Origin of the sequence: Glaciibacter sp. 2TAF33 (genome assembly GCF_052114945.1) — a bacterium.
Lineage (GTDB): Bacteria > Actinomycetota > Actinomycetes > Actinomycetales > Microbacteriaceae > Cryobacterium.
Window position 1 is genome coordinate 1 of sequence record NZ_JBFRFS010000004.1, and the last position, 15,627, is coordinate 15,627.

15 protein-coding genes and 1 pseudogene are annotated in these 15,627 nt (G+C 68.5%); 6 read left to right on the forward strand and 10 right to left on the reverse strand.

What is annotated here, in order from left to right:
* The coding region (locus tag AB4Y94_RS04255) for a pyruvate carboxylase (RefSeq protein ID WP_441725206.1) at nt 1-2,651 on the reverse strand (2,651 nt) is incomplete at its 3' end.
* A gap of 77 nt (nt 2,652-2,728) precedes the next feature.
* Here AB4Y94_RS04255 and AB4Y94_RS04260 point away from each other — a divergent pair.
* Nucleotides 2,729-3,541, forward strand: coding sequence for a ParA family protein (locus AB4Y94_RS04260; protein WP_441725209.1), 813 nt, complete (start codon nt 2,729-2,731; stop codon nt 3,539-3,541).
* A 26-nt stretch (nt 3,542-3,567) separates the two neighbouring features.
* Here AB4Y94_RS04260 and AB4Y94_RS04265 read toward each other — a convergent pair whose 3' ends face one another.
* From AB4Y94_RS04265 to ku, 5 genes and pseudogenes are all read right to left on the reverse strand, one after another.
* Nucleotides 3,568-4,119, reverse strand: coding sequence for a MerR family transcriptional regulator (locus AB4Y94_RS04265; protein WP_441725212.1), 552 nt, complete (start codon nt 4,117-4,119; stop codon nt 3,568-3,570).
* 166 nt (nt 4,120-4,285) lie between these two features.
* Complete coding sequence (ftsR, locus tag AB4Y94_RS04270; protein WP_441725215.1) at nt 4,286-4,984, reverse strand: transcriptional regulator FtsR; 699 nt, start codon at nt 4,982-4,984, stop codon at nt 4,286-4,288.
* Entirely contained in the window at nt 4,984-5,475 is a 492-nt protein-coding gene (locus AB4Y94_RS04275) for an FHA domain-containing protein (protein ID WP_441725793.1), read from the reverse strand. The genes ftsR and AB4Y94_RS04275 overlap by 1 nt, the downstream gene beginning before the upstream one ends.
* A 132-nt stretch (nt 5,476-5,607) precedes the next feature.
* Nucleotides 5,608-6,102 (reverse strand): annotated as a pseudogene (locus AB4Y94_RS04280) (CDP-alcohol phosphatidyltransferase family protein); the annotation flags it as partial.
* Nucleotides 6,103-6,144: 42 nt separating this feature from the next.
* Nucleotides 6,145-6,996 carry a non-homologous end joining protein Ku gene (gene ku, locus AB4Y94_RS04285; RefSeq protein ID WP_441725217.1) on the reverse strand — a complete coding sequence of 284 codons (852 nt, stop codon included), beginning with the start codon at nt 6,994-6,996 and terminating at the stop codon, nt 6,145-6,147.
* A gap of 78 nt (nt 6,997-7,074) precedes the next feature.
* On the opposite strand from ku, the gene AB4Y94_RS04290 reads away from it, so the two are divergent.
* Complete coding sequence (locus AB4Y94_RS04290; protein ID WP_441725220.1) at nt 7,075-9,579, forward strand: ATP-dependent DNA ligase; 2,505 nt, start codon at nt 7,075-7,077, stop codon at nt 9,577-9,579.
* 47 nt (nt 9,580-9,626) lie between these two features.
* Complete coding sequence (locus tag AB4Y94_RS04295) at nt 9,627-10,460, forward strand: DUF1295 domain-containing protein (RefSeq protein WP_441725223.1); 834 nt, start codon at nt 9,627-9,629, stop codon at nt 10,458-10,460.
* Nucleotides 10,461-10,478: 18 nt separating this feature from the next.
* On the opposite strand, the gene AB4Y94_RS04300 is transcribed toward AB4Y94_RS04295, so the two are convergent.
* On the reverse strand, nt 10,479-10,934 hold the full coding sequence (locus AB4Y94_RS04300; RefSeq protein ID WP_441725226.1) for an NUDIX domain-containing protein: 456 nt from the start codon (nt 10,932-10,934) through the stop codon (nt 10,479-10,481).
* 133 nt (nt 10,935-11,067) lie between these two features.
* Here AB4Y94_RS04300 and AB4Y94_RS04305 point away from each other — a divergent pair, with 133 nt between their 5' ends.
* Nucleotides 11,068-12,351 (forward strand): MinD/ParA family ATP-binding protein, encoded by a 1,284-nt coding sequence (locus AB4Y94_RS04305; protein WP_441725229.1) that lies wholly within the window; start codon nt 11,068-11,070, stop codon nt 12,349-12,351.
* A 153-nt stretch (nt 12,352-12,504) separates the two neighbouring features.
* Here the strand turns inward: AB4Y94_RS04305 and AB4Y94_RS04310 are convergent, their stop codons facing one another.
* Complete coding sequence (locus AB4Y94_RS04310) at nt 12,505-13,404, reverse strand: SDR family oxidoreductase (protein ID WP_441725234.1); 900 nt, start codon at nt 13,402-13,404, stop codon at nt 12,505-12,507.
* Nucleotides 13,401-13,886: a nuclear transport factor 2 family protein gene (locus AB4Y94_RS04315; RefSeq protein WP_441725237.1), complete on the reverse strand. Its 486-nt coding sequence runs from the start codon at nt 13,884-13,886 to the stop codon at nt 13,401-13,403. The genes AB4Y94_RS04310 and AB4Y94_RS04315 overlap by 4 nt, the downstream gene beginning before the upstream one ends.
* A 64-nt stretch (nt 13,887-13,950) precedes the next feature.
* Between AB4Y94_RS04315 and AB4Y94_RS04320 the strand changes: the two genes are divergently transcribed.
* The gene (locus AB4Y94_RS04320; RefSeq protein WP_441725240.1) at nt 13,951-14,589 is read left to right on the forward strand and encodes a TetR/AcrR family transcriptional regulator; all 639 of its coding nucleotides are present in this window, start codon (nt 13,951-13,953) and stop codon (nt 14,587-14,589) included.
* Between the two features lie 4 nt (nt 14,590-14,593).
* Here the strand turns inward: AB4Y94_RS04320 and AB4Y94_RS04325 are convergent, their stop codons facing one another.
* Complete coding sequence (locus AB4Y94_RS04325; protein WP_441725243.1) at nt 14,594-15,121, reverse strand: adenine phosphoribosyltransferase; 528 nt, start codon at nt 15,119-15,121, stop codon at nt 14,594-14,596.
* 114 nt (nt 15,122-15,235) lie between these two features.
* On the opposite strand from AB4Y94_RS04325, the gene AB4Y94_RS04330 reads away from it, so the two are divergent.
* Nucleotides 15,236-15,625: an RNA-binding S4 domain-containing protein gene (locus AB4Y94_RS04330; RefSeq protein WP_441725245.1), complete on the forward strand. Its 390-nt coding sequence runs from the start codon at nt 15,236-15,238 to the stop codon at nt 15,623-15,625.
* The last annotated feature ends 2 nt before the right edge of the window (nt 15,626-15,627 follow it).

A 15,627-nucleotide genomic window follows, 5' to 3' on the forward strand; every position in this document is an offset into this window, starting at 1 on the left:
TACAGGGCCAGGTCGCCGACGACTTTCGAGGACGGGGTGACTTTCGGCACCCGGCCGAGGATGGTGTTCGCCGCGGCGTACATGTCCTCGATCAGTTCGAAATGGTCGGCCAGGCCGAGGGCGACGGCCTGGGTGCGGAGGTTGGAGAGTTGCCCGCCGGGGATCTCGTGCTTGTAGACCCGGCCGGTGGGCCCGGCCAGGCCCGACTCGAACGGCCGGTACACCAGGCGCACGGCTTCCCAGTACGGTTCCAGGTCGAGCACGTTCTGCAAGCGGATGCCGGTGTCCCGGTCGGTGTGCGCGAGCGCGGCGACCAGGGCCGACTCCGACGGCTGGCTGGTGGTCCCGGCCATCGCCGCACTGGCGACGTCGACCGCGTCGACGCCGGCGTTCGACGCGGCCAGCAGGGTCGCCATCTGCCCGCCGGCGGTGTCGTGGGTGTGCAGGTGCACCGGCAGGTCGAACCGGTCCCGGAACGCGGTGACCAGCTTCGCGGCCGCCGCCGGGCGGAGGAGCCCCGCCATGTCCTTGATCGCGAGGATGTGCGCACCGGAGTCGACGATCTGCTCCGCCAACCCCAGGTAGTAGTCCAGGGTGTAGAGGTCCTCCGCCGGGTCGAGGAGGTCACCGGTGTAGCAGACGGCGACCTCGGCGACAGCGGTCCCGGTGGCCAGGACCGCGTCGATCGCCGGCCGCATCTGCGACACATCGTTGAGCGCGTCGAAGATCCGGAAGATGTCCACCCCGGTCGCGGCGGCCTCCTTCACGAACGCGTCAGTGACCTCGGTCGGGTACGGGGTGTAGCCGACGGTGTTCCGGCCGCGGAGCAGCATCTGGATGTTCACATTCGGCAACGCCTCCCGGAGGGACGCCAGCCGTTCCCACGGGTCCTCGCCGAGGAACCGCAGCGCGACGTCGTAGGTGGCGCCGCCCCAGGCTTCGACCGACAGCAGCTGCGGGGTCAGCCGCGCCACGTACGGGGCGACGGCGACCAGGTCCTTGGTGCGCACCCGGGTCGCCAAAAGCGACTGGTGGGCGTCGCGGAAGGTGGTGTCCGTGACCGCGAGGGCGGTCTGGGCGCGGAGCGCGGCCGCGAAACCTTTCGGGCCGAGCTCGAGGAGGCGCTGCCTCGACCCGGCCGGGGCCGGAACGGTGAGATCCAGCGGCGGGAGCTTCACGGCCGGGTGCACCGTGGTCACCGGTGCGCCGTTGGGCTGGTTCACCGTCACATCGGCCAACCAGTTCAGGATCTTCGTGCCGCGGTCCTTCGACTCCCGGCCCCGGAGCAACTCCGGACGCTCATCGATGAACGACGTGGACAGGTTCCCGGCGGCGAAGTCCGGGTCGTCCAGCACCGCCTGCAGGAACGGGATATTCGTCGACACCCCACGGATCCTAAACTCCGCCAGGGCGCGCCTGGACCGGATCACCGCGGCGTTGAAGTCCCGGCCGCGGCAGGTGAGCTTGGCCAGCATCGAGTCGAAGTGCGGGCTGATCTGCGCGCCCGGGTTGATCGTCCCACCGTCCATCCGGATCCCCGCACCACCCGGCGACCGGTACGTGGTGATCTTCCCGGTGTCCGGGCGGAACCCGGCCGTCGGGTCCTCGGTGGTGATCCGGCACTGCAACGCGGCACCGCGGAGCACAATGTTCTCCTGCTGCAGGCCGAGATCGGCCAGCGACTCCCCCGCCGCGATCCGGATCTGCGACTGGACCAGGTCCACATCGGTGACCTCCTCGGTGACCGTGTGCTCCACCTGGATCCTGGGGTTCATCTCGATGAACACGTGCTGCCCGGCCCGCTCCCCCACCGTGTCGAGGAGGAACTCCACCGTGCCCGCGTTGACATACCCGATCGACCGGGCAAACGCGATCGCATCCCTATACAAAGCCTGACGGATGCCCTCGTCCAGGTTCGGAGCCGGCGCGATCTCGATGACCTTCTGGTGCCGACGCTGCACCGAGCAATCCCGCTCGAACAGGTGCACCGTCTCCCCGGTCGCATCCGCCAAAATCTGCACCTCGATGTGACGCGGACGGAGCACCGCCTGCTCCAGGAACATCGTCGGGTCACCGAACGCACTGTTCGCCTCCCGCATCGCCTCCTCCAGGGAACCGCGCAGCTCCGCCGCCGAACCAACCCGGCGCATGCCGCGGCCGCCGCCGCCGGCGACCGCCTTAGCGAAGATCGGGAAGCCGATCTCCTCCGCCTGGCTGATCAGCAGGTCGACGTCCTTCGACGGCGGAGTCGACTTCAACACCGGAACCCCCGCCGCGATGGCGTGCTCCTTCGCCGTGACCTTGTTCCCGGCCATCTCCAACACGCTCTTGCCCGGGCCGATGAACGTGATCCCCGCCGCCGCAGCCGCCTCGGCCAGTTCCGGGTTCTCGGAGAGGAACCCGTAACCGGGGTAGATCGCGTCGGCGCCGGACTCGACGGCCACCCGGATGATCTCCGACACGTCCAAATACGCGCGCACCGGATGCCCCGGCTCACCGATCTGGTACGCCTCGTCGGCCTTCAGACGGTGCAACGAGTTGCGGTCCTCGAACGGGAACACCGCCACCGTCTTCGCACCCAGCTCATACGCCGCACGGAACGCACGGATCGCAATCTCACCACGGTTGGCAACCAAAATTTTCGAGAACATGCAGACCTTTCGAGCGTGGCGCGGCACACAGCTAACGGTTAGGTTCTCTAAGACTAGTGAAGGTAACGTAGCTTCTTGTGCACGTACTCAGCGTCAGCTCCCTCAAGGGAGGCGTAGGAAAGACCACGGTGACCCTTGGTCTTGCTTCTGCTGCCTTCGCCCGTGGCGTGCGCACCCTGGTGGTGGATCTGGACCCGCAGTCCGATGTCTCCACCGGTATGGACATCCAGGTCGCGGGCCACCTCAACGTGGCCGACGTGCTGGCTTCCCCCAAGGAGAAGACGGTTCGCGCCGCGATTGCCCCGAGCGGCTGGACCCGCGGCCGGCAGGGCACGATCGATGTGATGATCGGGAGCCCCTCCGCGATCAATTTCGACGGACCGCACCCGAGCATCCGTGACATCTGGAAACTCGAGGAGGCCCTCTCCACGGTGGAGAAGGAATACGAGCTGGTGCTGATCGACTGCGCACCGTCGCTGAACGCGCTCACCCGTACCGCGTGGGCAGCGAGCGACCGGGTGACCGTCGTCACCGAGCCCGGCCTGTTCTCCGTGGCCGCCGCCGACCGGGCGCTGCGGGCGATCGAGGAGATCCGCCGCGGCCTCAGTCCACGACTGCAGCCGCTCGGCATCATCGTCAACCGGGCCCGCACCGCCTCGCTGGAGCACCAGTTCCGGATCAAGGAGCTGCGCGACATGTTCGGGCCGCTCGTGCTGAGCCCGCAGTTGCCGGAGCGCACCTCGTTGCAGCAGGCACAGGGCGCGGCGAAACCGCTGCACATCTGGCCGGGTGAGAGCGCGCAGGAGATGTCCCGCTACTTCGACCAGCTGCTGGACCGGGTGCTCCGCACCGGCCGCATCGCCGAGTACGCCGAACAGCCCTCCGCCTAGTTCCGCCCGAGTCCTTCGCGCGGGCGTTAGGAGATCTTGCGGGTGGTCCGGCGGGCAGCGAGCTCGTCGGTGGGGTCCACCGTCTGGGTGTCGAGTTCGACCAGGCTGGACTCGACCTCGCGCAGCACCTTGCCGACGGCGATGCCGAACACGCCCTGCCCGCGGCTGACCAGGTCGATGACCTCGTCGTCTGAGGTGCACAGGTACACGCTGGCGCCGTCGCTCATCAGCGTGGTCTGGGCGAGGTCGTTGACCCCGGACTCGCGAAGCTGGTTGACCGCTGTGCGGATCTGCTGCAGCGAGATGCCGGTGTCAAGGAGGCGCTTGACCAGCTTGAGCACGAGGATGTCGCGGAAGCCGTAGAGCCGCTGCGAGCCGGAGCCGGCAGCGCCGCGAACGGTGGGCTCGACCAGCCCGGTGCGGGCCCAATAGTCCAGTTGGCGGTAGCTGATGCCGGCGGCGCGCGCTGCTACCGCGCCGCGGTAACCGGAATTCTCGTCGAGCTCAGGCATGCCGTCGGTGAAGAGCAGTCCAAGGCCGTAGCGGGAGGCGTCATCGTGGGGATTGACTTCACTCATTCGAACGCCTCTCGGGGGTTTTTGCGACACTCACGGATCGCTGTGACCACGCTACCGAGGCCAGGGGCTCCGATCAACGACATCCGCTTGAACGGGTCGGCGTGTCGAAAAAGGAGAGTCACCGACCCGGCCCGGGCGGGCCGTCGTCGCTCTCCCAGTGTACGTCTTACTTGGTGAGCCGACCCAGCGCTGAGCGGATCAAACTGCTGCGCACCACCTCCAGCTGCCCGGCGATCTCGACAGCCATCTCGGCCGCCTTGGCCCGGCTGGACGCGTCCTTCCGGCGTGACAGCGGCACCAGGGCGCTCTCGATGAGCCCCAGCTCGCGTTCAGCCGCCCCGCGGAACCCACGCAGGTGCCTGGGCTCGATGCCGCTCCGCTGCAACTCGACCAGCGCGCGCAGAACGCCCAGGGCGTCCTCGCCGTAATAGTCGGCCGGCAGGATGATGGACGCCGAAACGGCGTCGTGCAGCAGCGAAGCGGATGCCGATGCCTCGCGAAGCAGGTCGTCGCGGCCGAGCCTCCGCACGGTGCCGAGCATCGACGGACCGGGGGTGACCCCGCCGGGCAGCGTCGGCGACAGGCCGGCGTCGAGGTCGTCGAGGTAGCCGCGGATCACCTTCAGCGGCAGGTAGTGATCGCGCTGCATCGACAACACCAGCCGGAGCCGGTCCAGGTCTGCGGCACTGAACTTGCGGTAGCCGGATTCGGTCCGGGCCGGTGACACCAGGCCCTGTTCCTCCAGGAAACGCAGTTTCGACGGCGTGAGGTCGGAGAACTCAGGCGTGAGTCTGGCCAGGACCTGGCCGATGCTCAATAGCGGCGCTGCGCCCGACGCAACTGCGCGGGCGGAGGACGCTGGCACTACTCGCTCGTCTCGTGGGCGAGGTCGAGCCGTGAGGCGTAGAAGGTGAGCCGGAACTTTCCGACCTGTACCTCGGCGCCATCGGACAACAACGTGGTGTCAATGCGCACGCCGTCGAAGTAGGTGCCGTTGAGGGATCCGAGGTCCTTGACCTCGAATACGGTTCCACGGCGAAGGAACTCGGCATGACGGCGGGACACCGTCACGTCGTCGAGGAAGATATCCGCGTCGGGGTGCCGACCGACAGTGGTGACGTCGGCGTCCAACAGGAACCTGGCCCCAGTATTGGGGCCCCGGCGAACGACCAACAGTGCAGACCCGGAGGGCAACGCGGCTACCGCTTCCTGCTCCTCGGCGGTGACATCGCCGTCGAGGGCGGCGAGGGCGGCCGCGAACTCCTGGCTGAAATTGAGCGTGGTATCGGTGTTACCCGCTGAATTCTCGGGCGCAGCATCACGCTCGGGTTCGTTCTTCGCGTCGGAATCGACCACCGTATACCTCCTGAGGTCCAGCGTATCGGATTGCGCGGGCGACACGCCCCGCGGGATGCGAATCACCCGCACGGTTTCGATGGCGTAGATGATGCCGGCCCACCAGTAGAGGAAAGCCCCCCACAGCGCGAATGCCCAGCCGACCGGTTGCGACCACCAGGCGAGTCCCGGGAAGGCATGGCCGAGCATGAGGAGCGGCAGGGCGTAGAACAGGCAGAACGTGGCGACCTTGCCGAGCTGGTGCACCGGAAGCGGGCCGAAACCGAAGTTGGCCAGCACAATCCCGAGAATGAGCAGGAACACGTCCCGGCCGATGATGACCAGCACGATCCACCACGGCACCAACTCCCGGGCGGCAAGGCCGATCAAGGCGGCGAAGATGTAGAGCCGATCGGCAGCGGGGTCGAGCAGCTGCCCGAGACGGCTGACCTGGTTCAGGGCACGCGCCAGGAACCCGTCGAGGAAGTCGGTGGCGCTGGAGACCACCAGCACGAGCAGCGCCCACAGGTCGTTGCCGTTGATCAGCAGCACCAGGAACACCGGTACCAGCAACAGGCGGGAGAAGCTCAGGATATTGGGCAGGGTGAAAACCCTCGAGCTGACCTCGCTATCCCCTGCCTCCGCCACAAGGCACGAGTCTAGTGAGTGCGGCTCTGCCGGGTACGCCGGTCAGGCGGACGACGTGGCCTTGCGGGCGGGTTTCTTCTCCGGCGGCGCCGGCTTCTTCGCTTCGCGGCTGCGTTCCACGCTTCGCTTCAACGCTTCCATCAGGTCGAGGACCTCGCCGCCTCCTTCTTCCTCGTCCTCCTCCTTCTCGCCGAAGGTCTCCTCGGTGTCGACGGCGTCGCCCTTCTTCAGCTTCGCCTCGATCAGCGCACGCAATTCCTCCTGGTACTCGTCGGTGAACTCGTCCGGCGTGAAGTCGGAGGCGAAGGATTCGACCAGCGCCGACGACATGTCGAGTTCCTTGGAGGAGATCCGCACCCGTTCGTCGAGTGCGGGGAACGCTGCCTCCCTGATCTCGTCGTCCCACAACAGCGACTGCAGCACCAGTACGTCGCCGCGCACCCGCAGGGCGCCGAGGCGCGTCTTCTGCCGCAGCGCGAAATGAACGATCGCGGTGCGGTCTGTCGCTTCGAGGGTGCGGCGCAGCAGCACGTAAGCCTTGGCGGATTTGCCGTCCGGCTCGAGATAGTAGCTGCGGTCGAACATGATCGGGTCGAGCTGGTCGCTGGGCACGAATTCGACGACGTCGATCTCCCGGCTGCGTTCTTCGGGCAGCGCCTTGAAGTCGTCAGCAGTCAGCACGACCGTCTTGTCGCCGTTGTCGTATGCCTTGTCGATGTGCTCGTAGGGGATAACCTTGCCGCACACCTCGCACCGACGCTGGTACTTGATTCGCCCGCCATCGGTGTCATGCACCTGATGCAGCGAGATGTCGTGATCTTCCGTTGCGCTATAAACCTTGACCGGTACGTTGACCAGCCCGAAGGTGATCGCACCCTTCCAGATGGATCTCATGCGCCCAGTCAACACCCCTTCACCGCCCGGCGGTAGAGCGCCCTACCCAAAGCGGGCACCCCAGAGCATGCTGGGGACATGCCCGATACCAGCCAAGTGATCACCGTCGACGGTCACCGGATCAAGCTGACCAACCTCGACAAGGTGCTGTACCCGGAGACCGGGACCACCAAGGCCGATGTCCTCTCCTACTACGCGGCCGTCGCCGACGTGCTCATCCCGCACGCGGCGAACCGGCCGGTCACCCGCAAACGCTGGGTGCACGGCGTGGGAACCGCCGACGAACCAGGCCAGATGTTCTTCCAGAAGAACCTGGACGCGTCGACGCCGTCGTGGGTGAAGCGCGGGGTGATCCAGCATTCGGACCACGTGAACGAATACCCGCTGGTCAACAACCTGGCCACCCTCACCTGGCTCGCCCAGATCGCCGCACTGGAGATCCACGTTCCGCAGTGGCAGTTCGGGCGGAATGGCCGTCCCCGCAATCCCGACCGGCTGGTGCTCGACCTGGACCCGGGCGACGGGGTGACGCTGCCGGAGTGCGCGGAGGTGGCGCGCCTGGCCCGCGCGATCCTGCAGGACATGGGGCTCGAGCCGATGCCGGTGACCAGCGGAAGCAAGGGCATCCACTTATATGCCGCCCTGGACATGAAGTACACGTCGACGCAGGTATCAGACGTCGCCCACGAGTTGGCCCGCGCCCTGGAGGCCGACCACCCCGACCTCATCGTGAGCGACATGAAGAAATCCCTGCGGCCGGGCAAGGTGCTGGTGGACTGGAGCCAGAACAACGCCAACAAGACGACCATCACCCCCTACTCGCTGCGCGGTCGCCTCCGCCCGACTGTCGCGGTGCCCCGCACCTGGCGGGAGCTGGCGTCGAAGGACCTCGAGCAGCTCGACTACGAACAGGTGATGAAGCGGATGCGGCGGCGGGAGGATCCGCTGGGCGGTTTGGCCGCCGGGCACCTTGACCCGGATGCCACGCACGGCACAACCACCGGTGACGGCGCGAAGTCCGGAAGCCACGGGCACGACCGGCTGGCCGTCTACCGGAGCAAGCGGGACGGCGCCAAGACGCCGGAACCGGTCCCCACCGGCCCGGCCGCGGCATCTGCCGGAGTGTCATTTGTGATCCAGGAGCACCACGCCAGCCGTCTGCACTGGGACTTCCGGCTCGAGCACGACGGGGTGCTGGTGTCGTGGGCGCTGCCGAAGGGGGTGCCCACCGACACGAAGCAGAACCACCTCGCGGTGCAGACCGAGGATCATCCGCTGGAGTACGGAAGTTTCGAAGGCGAGATCCCGGCCGGGGAATACGGGGCAGGCGACGTCACAATCTGGGACAGCGGCACGTACGAACTGGAGAAGTGGCGGGAGGGTGAGGTCATCGCCACGCTGCACGGCGAACCCGACGGAGGTTTGGACGGGCCCCGGAAGTTCGCGCTCATCCACACCGGTGGTGAGGGCAAGGCGGCGCAGAACTGGCTGATCCACCTGATGAAACCGGCCACGTCGGGGTCCCAGCACGCCAGCACCACCACAGGGACCACGCTCGCCGCCGACTCCGGGCACCCCCGTGCGACGGCCCAGACCCCGCGCTCATACTCCCCCATGCTCGCCACCCTCGGGTCCGAGAGCGACCTGCACCACCCCGAGGACTGGGCGTTCGAGATGAAATGGGACGGCATCCGCGCGCTGGCCTACGTCGCCGGCCGGGGGTCGAAACGGATGGTGCGGCTGGTCACCCGCAACGGCAACGACGTCACGGTGTCGTACCCCGACCTGCTGGCTGACCTTTCGGCCGCGGTCGACGCGGAGTCGGCGGTGCTCGACGGCGAGATCGTGGCGCTGGACTCAACCGGCCGGCCGGACTTCGGCCGGCTGCAAACGCGGATGAAGCTCACCGCCCCCGGCGACGTGCGGGCGGCGGTGAAGAACACGCCGGTGCAGTACCTCCTGTTCGACGTGCTCGAGCGCGACGGCACCCCGGTGGTGCACGCCGGCTACGACGAACGGCGCGCGATCCTCGAGTCGCTGGTGGCCTCCACGGGCACCACCCAGGTGCCGCCGGCGTTCGACGGCGACTATGAGCACGCCTTCAGCACCAGCCGCGAGCTGGGGCTGGAGGGCGTGATGGCGAAGGAGCGCGACGCCGGCTACAGCGCGGGCCGGCGGTCCCGGTCGTGGATCAAGATCAAGCACCATCTCACCCAGGAGGTGGTGATCGGCGGCTGGAAACCCGGCAGCGGCCGGCGCGCGGGCGGCGTCGGGTCGCTGCTCATGGGCATCCCCGAGAAGGGCGGACTGCGGTACGTCGGCAAGGTGGGCACCGGATTCCAGGACCGGGACCTCAGAGACATGGCGGAACGGTTCGCACCGCTCGCCACCGACGCCAATCCCTTCGCAGATGCGTCGTCGAACGGAGTTCCGGCCGCGGAGGCGCGGGAGGCGGAGTGGGTGCGTCCCACCCTGGTCGGCGAAGTCGAGTTCGCCGAGTGGACCGCCACCGGTCGGCTGCGGCAGCCGTCCTGGCGCGGTTGGCGGCCGGACAAGTCGCCCGACGCGGTCGTGCGGGAGTGACCACGGAGCGGCTGCCGCGGGGCGGCCCGTTCGCCTAGAATTCCGGCATGGAACCGGTCCTCGTCTGCCTGTGGATCGCCGCCGGCGTGGCCGCCGCGACCTGGCTGCTCGCCGTCATCACGCACGAATACTCCTGGGTGGACCGGATCTGGTCGATCGTGCCGGTGGCGTACCTGTGGGTGTTCGCAGCGGCATCCGCTTTCACTGACGCCCGGCTGAACCTGATGGCGGTGCTGGTCACGCTCTGGGGCGCACGGCTCACCTTCAACTACGCGCGGAAGGGTGGGTATGCGCCCGGCGGCCAGGATTACCGTTGGGCGATCCTTGCGTCGCGGATGAAGCCCTGGCAGTTCGCCCTCTTCACCCTGCTCTTCATCTCGGTGTACCAGAACCTGGTCCTGCTGCTGATCGCGTTGCCGGCGCACACCGCCTTCGAGCACCGCGGGGCGCCGCTGGGCGCGCCAGACGTGCTGGTGGCAGCGGCCTTCGTGGCCCTGCTGGCGGGCGAGACGGTGGCCGACCAGCAGCAGTGGAACTTCCAGCGGTGGAAGAAGGCGGAGAAGGCAGCCGGGAGGGACCCGCGGCCGCGCTTCGTCACCGGCGGCCTGTTCCGGTACAGCCGGCACCCCAATTTCTTCTGCGAGCAGGCCCAGTGGTGGGCGGTCTACCTGTTCGGAGCCATCGCCGCGGGCTCGCTGTGGCAGTGGACGGTGCTGGGCGCCGTGCTGCTCACCGGGCTGTTCATCGGGCTGTTCATCGGGTCGACGGCGTTCACCGAGCAGGTCACGCGCTCCCGGTACCCGGAGTACGCCGACTACCAGCGGGTCACCTCGCCGCTCATCCCCTGGCCGCCGCGCCGACCGGCATCGGTCACCGGTTAGGCGACGCAGGGCACGGGCCTACGCGCCCCGCAACCGGTCGCGAAGCGAGGGCCAGCTTTCGGCGAAGCCCGGGTGCAACGGCAACCCGTCGACGTCGGCCGGCAGCACCCAGCGCAGGTCGATGCTCTCCGGGTCGCCGATCACCGGTTCGAAGTCCGCGGTCGACCGCATGACGACCGTCGTGTACGACCAGTAGCCCAGGTCGAAGACAGAGGTGAACTGCAGGTCGAGCAGGTCGGGCGGCACGCCGGCCTCCTCGTGCGCTTCGCGGAGCGCACCCTCGACCGCGCTCTCGTGCGCGTGCCGGGCGCCACCCGGCAATCCCCAGGTGTCGCCGAAATGGCTCCACAGCGCCCGATGCTGCAGCAGGATGCCGCGCGGCGGGTAGTGCACGAGCAGGCCCGCGGCACCGTAACGGCCCCAGTATTTGCGACCGTCCGGCGCGTACACCCACGCATCTCCACTGCCCGTCATCCCTTAAGCATGCCGCAGTCGGCGGGGTGCTGGGTTTCTCCCCCCGAAAAGGGCACGCGATACTGGTCTGTACCCGTTTCTCCGCCGCGAGCGTCGCGGCGGGTGATTCCGCGACCGAGAGACGAGCCAGACCATGACCGAAGACGTACCGACATCCCCCCGCATCAGCGCCGTCGTGCGCGGCGACGCGACGGGAGAACTCAGCATCGACGGCGTGCGCCAGCAGATCGAAGCGGCAGACGAAATCGGGGTGCGTGAGGAGATCATCGTGCGGGCAACGGATGCGGCCCAGCAGGCCGGCCACGCCGTTCGGCTGATGACCGAGGACGTCCAGGGCCAGTGGCCGCTGATCGTGCACCCCAACGGCCGCATCGAGGAGGACGGGCAGTACATCCAGCCACCGCCGGCGCCGAGCGCTCCCGCAGTTGCGGCGGCTCCCGCCGCGGCTCCGGTCCTCGGGGAACCGGCACCGGTCCTCGGGGCGCCGCCGACCCTGTCCGACTTCATGAATTCCCGCCCCGCCGCGCCGGTCGGGCCGGCGCAGAAGGGCTGGCAGGCCGGCATCCGTCGCCTGACCGGAGGCCTCGTCTCACCCGCGCCGAGCGACGCGGAACTCGCGCACCGCAACGCGATCGCCGCGGTGCAGCGGAGCCTGAGCGGACCGCGCACCATCGTGGTGCTGAACCCCAAAGGCGGCGCGCACAAGACCACGGCGACCCTGTTGATCGCGGCCACGTTCGGCACCTATCGCGGCGGCTACACGCTCGCCTGGGACAACAACGAAACCATGGGCACGCTCGGCGTGCGCGCCCAGGCGGCCCGGCACACCAACACCGCGGTGGACCTGCTCCGCGACCTCGACCGCTTCGCCGATGCCCGTTCGGCCCGGGTGGGTGATCTTGACAACTACGTGCGGATGCAGGGCGACGCCCAGTTCGACGCCCTGGCGTCTGACCTCGACCCCGCCGGTGCCGCGAGCATCGACGCCGACGCCTTCCGCAAACTGCATTCGACGCTCAGCCGCTTCTACCGGGTGCTCGTGATCGATACCGGCAACAACATGCGGGCCTCGAACTGGGAAGCCGCCGTGGAGACGGCAGACCAGCTCGTGATCGTCTCGACCATCCGGGAGGACACCGCCTACGGGGCGGCGTCGCTCCTCGACGGCCTGCGCAGGAAGGGCCACGCCGACAAGGTCGCCGACGCCGTGACGATCCTGTCGTCGCCGGCGAAGACCGCCGATGAGCAACTCTCCCGCCGCCTTCACGGCCACTTCCGCCAGCTCACCCGCACCGTGCTCGACGTGCCGCACGACCCGTCGCTGGTGGCCGGCGGCCCGCTCAATGTCGATGCGCTGGCCCCGCGCACCCGGGAGGCGTGGCTGCACGCGACGGCCGCGATCGCCGAGGGGCTGTAAGGGCGGCTCGATCGCCCGCCGGCCCCGGGCCCGGCTCAGGCCTTGTCGCGCCTGGGGGCCGGCCCGGTGGCGAAAACCGGACCGATCAATCCGGAGTCCGCGAAAACCGGACGGATCGGCATGAATCATGCGACGCATCCGGTTTTCGCTGCTTCACACCTGCGATGAGTGCAGCGTGTCCAGCGCGCGGAGCGCGTGTTCGAACGTGGTGAGGGGCACTCCGGGCACACGCGCCCGGGCATCCCCTTCACCGGTTGCCATCGGAATCGTGTCCATCAGGTAGGCGGCCGAAGCGAGCCGCGCCGCGGCCGGCTTGAACGGCCGCGCGACGATCGAGGCGGCGCGAAGTGCTCTGCGTGGGATCCGTCGTGACCGGCCGGCACAGACCCCGGCCGCCACCAGTTCGCGAGCGAGCTCACCGAGTGCGAGGTTTGCGGGTCCACCGATCTCGTAGACCCGGTTGCCGGCGGTCGTCGCCAGCGCCTCCCCCACGACCAGAGCTGCGACATCACGCACCGAGACGAAGTTGATCGGGTTCGTTCCGTTGCCGAGAATCCGCGGCCGCGCCGTTCCCGCCCTGCCGGCCGCGACGACGTCCAACCACGTCTCGAGGTAGGCCGTTGGCCGGATGACGGTGAAGGCCAGGCCGCTGCCCGCAAGCGCACGTTCCGCCGCGAACTTGGCCCGCGTCAGCTCCATCGGACTCGTCGCCGAGGCGCCGTGGACCGACAGGAGGACGAAACGACCGACCTGCGCCCGCTGGGCCGCGACAATCAGGTTCTGGTTGCCGACGACATCCGTTTCATGGATGCTGTGGCTGCCGCGGCCGATCAGGCCGTGCACGGCGGAGATGACGACGCTCGCCCCCGTCATCGCCCGGTCTACCGCGGCGGCATCCGTGACGTCACCGACCACGACGTCGACCTTCGCTCCGGCCGGCGGACGATACCGGCTGGCGTCCCGCACGATGACCCGCAGCGGATGCCCCCCGGCGGCCAGATCAGACACCACGAGGGTGCCCAGGCGTCCGCCTGCCCCCGCGATGAGAATCATGATCGTGGACCGGGCGTGACGACGGCGGCCGCTCCGACCGCGGAAGTTCCGAGGATCTCCGCGACGGCCTGATCGGGCGTGAGCTCTCCGGGGTCCACCGGTTCGAGGTAGAACCTGGCGGAGCGAATGAGGTCGTCGAGAATGCCGAAGATCAGCACCCCGCGCATCAGGTGCCGGTGGCCGTCGCGCCTGGTGCCCGTCATCTCGCACTCGACCCAGGTGCCACCGTCGACCTCGGCGGACTGCAGGACCGTGGCCGTGAGGTCGGGAACCGCTCCGAAGATCGTCGCCCAGTTCGCTCCGACCTGTGCGCGGCCGACGAAGCCGCGCGACGGATGCACCGGCGTTTCGTTGACGTAGTCGGTGGCGAAACACTCCTGCAGGGCATCGAGGTCGTGCCGGTTCGTCGCCTCGAACAGGCGGGCGACCACGCCCGGCGAGGGAAGAGTTTCGTTGCTGTGTTCATTCCGGGAACCGTTCACGGTTCACCTCCGTGCTACTTTAGATACAGTTGCTTGTATCTATTTGCTGATTATGGATCCGACGATGACCGAAGTCAAGACCCCGCGGGCCTACAACTCCGCCGGGCGTCGGGAGAGCGCCGCCCGGGCGCGCGAGCGCATCCTGGTCACGGCCGAAGAGTTGTTCCTCTCGCTCGGCTACGCCCAGACGACCGTCGCTGCGATCGCCCGGGCGTCAGGGGTGTCGGTGGAGACCGTCTACAAGGCCTGGGGCAACAAGACCGGCATCCTGGCGGCGCTCCGCATCCGCGCACTGGCAGGCGGCGGCGAGGTAGCGGCCGAGGAGCGCTCCGACGCCATGCGGGAGGCGACCACGACGGCCGGGGAGGTCATCGACGGGTGGGCCCGCCTGCAGGTCGAGGTCATGCCACGGGTGGCCCCGATCCTGCTGCTGGTACGGGACGCCGCGGCGACGTCTCCGGAGGCACAGCGACTGGACGACGAGGTGTCAGCCGACCGGATGACACGAATGCTGCACCACAGCGAGTTCCTCTCGCACCGCGGACAGCTGCGGGCCGGCCTCACCGTTCAACGGGCCGCGGACGTGATGTTCGCCTACACCGCGCCCGAGTTCTACGAGATCCTCGTGCTCGGACAGCGGTGGGACCCCAACGAGTACGGCGCGTTCATCGCCCGGGCGCTGAAGGCGGGCCTGTTGCCCTGACGGGTCAGATCGACACGATCGCGTGCAGCGGGATGTCGCCGATGTGCTCGCGCCCACCCAGTTCAGAGAGTTCGACGACCACGCCGACGCCGGCGAGGGCATACCCGGCGCGGTCGACCAGGCGCGCGGTGGCGGCGACCGTTCCGCCGGTGGCCAGCACGTCGTCGAGGATCAGCACCCGGCTTCCATCGGGCAGCTGGCCGACTTCGAGTTCGAGGCGGGCACTGCCGTATTCGAGGTCGTACTCCTCGGTGAGCACCGTGCCGGGGAGCTTTCCCCCCTTGCGAACCGCGAGCACGGGGACATCCGCTGCATAACCGACTGCTGCGGCGAGCAGGAAGCCGCGCGCCTCGATGCCGGCGACGGCGTCGAAACGGCCGTCGTGGTGCTCGACGAGCTCGTCGATCATGGCCCGGAAGGCGGCGGCATCCGCGAACACGGGGTTGAGGTCGCGGAACACGATGCCGGGTTGCGGGAAGTCGGGATACGAGGCGAGGAGGTCGTTCACTCGGGCGGCAGCAACAGAATTCACTTCCCTATTCTCCCCCGCCCCTGCTCCGCGAAAACGCACTTGTTGGGCCTAAACGGGTCGCATAACCCCAACAAATGCGTTTTCGCGGGTCACGGGCGGCCGTAGAGTCGAGGCATGGAACAGCGTCGGGGTGCAGAACCGCTCACCTCAGCGCGAGTGGACAGCTGGACCTGGGCGGTGCGCCTGTTCAAGACGCGGTCCCTGGCCACGGCCGCGTGCCGGGCCGGGCACGTGCGGGTCAACGGCGATCGCGCCAAGTCCGCCCAGCCGGTGCACATCGGGGACGAGGTGCGGGTGCGCAGCGCCGGCTTCGACCGCATCCTGATCGTGTCGCGCGTCGTCGTGAAGCGGGTGGGCGCAACGGTGGCCGTCGAGTGCTACGTCGATAAGACTCCTCCCCCGCCGCCGCGCGAGGAGATGGCGCTCACGCCTGCCCGCGACCGCGGCGCCGGGCGCCCGACCAAGCGGGAACGCCGGGACATCGAGAAGTTGCGCGGGCACTGAGC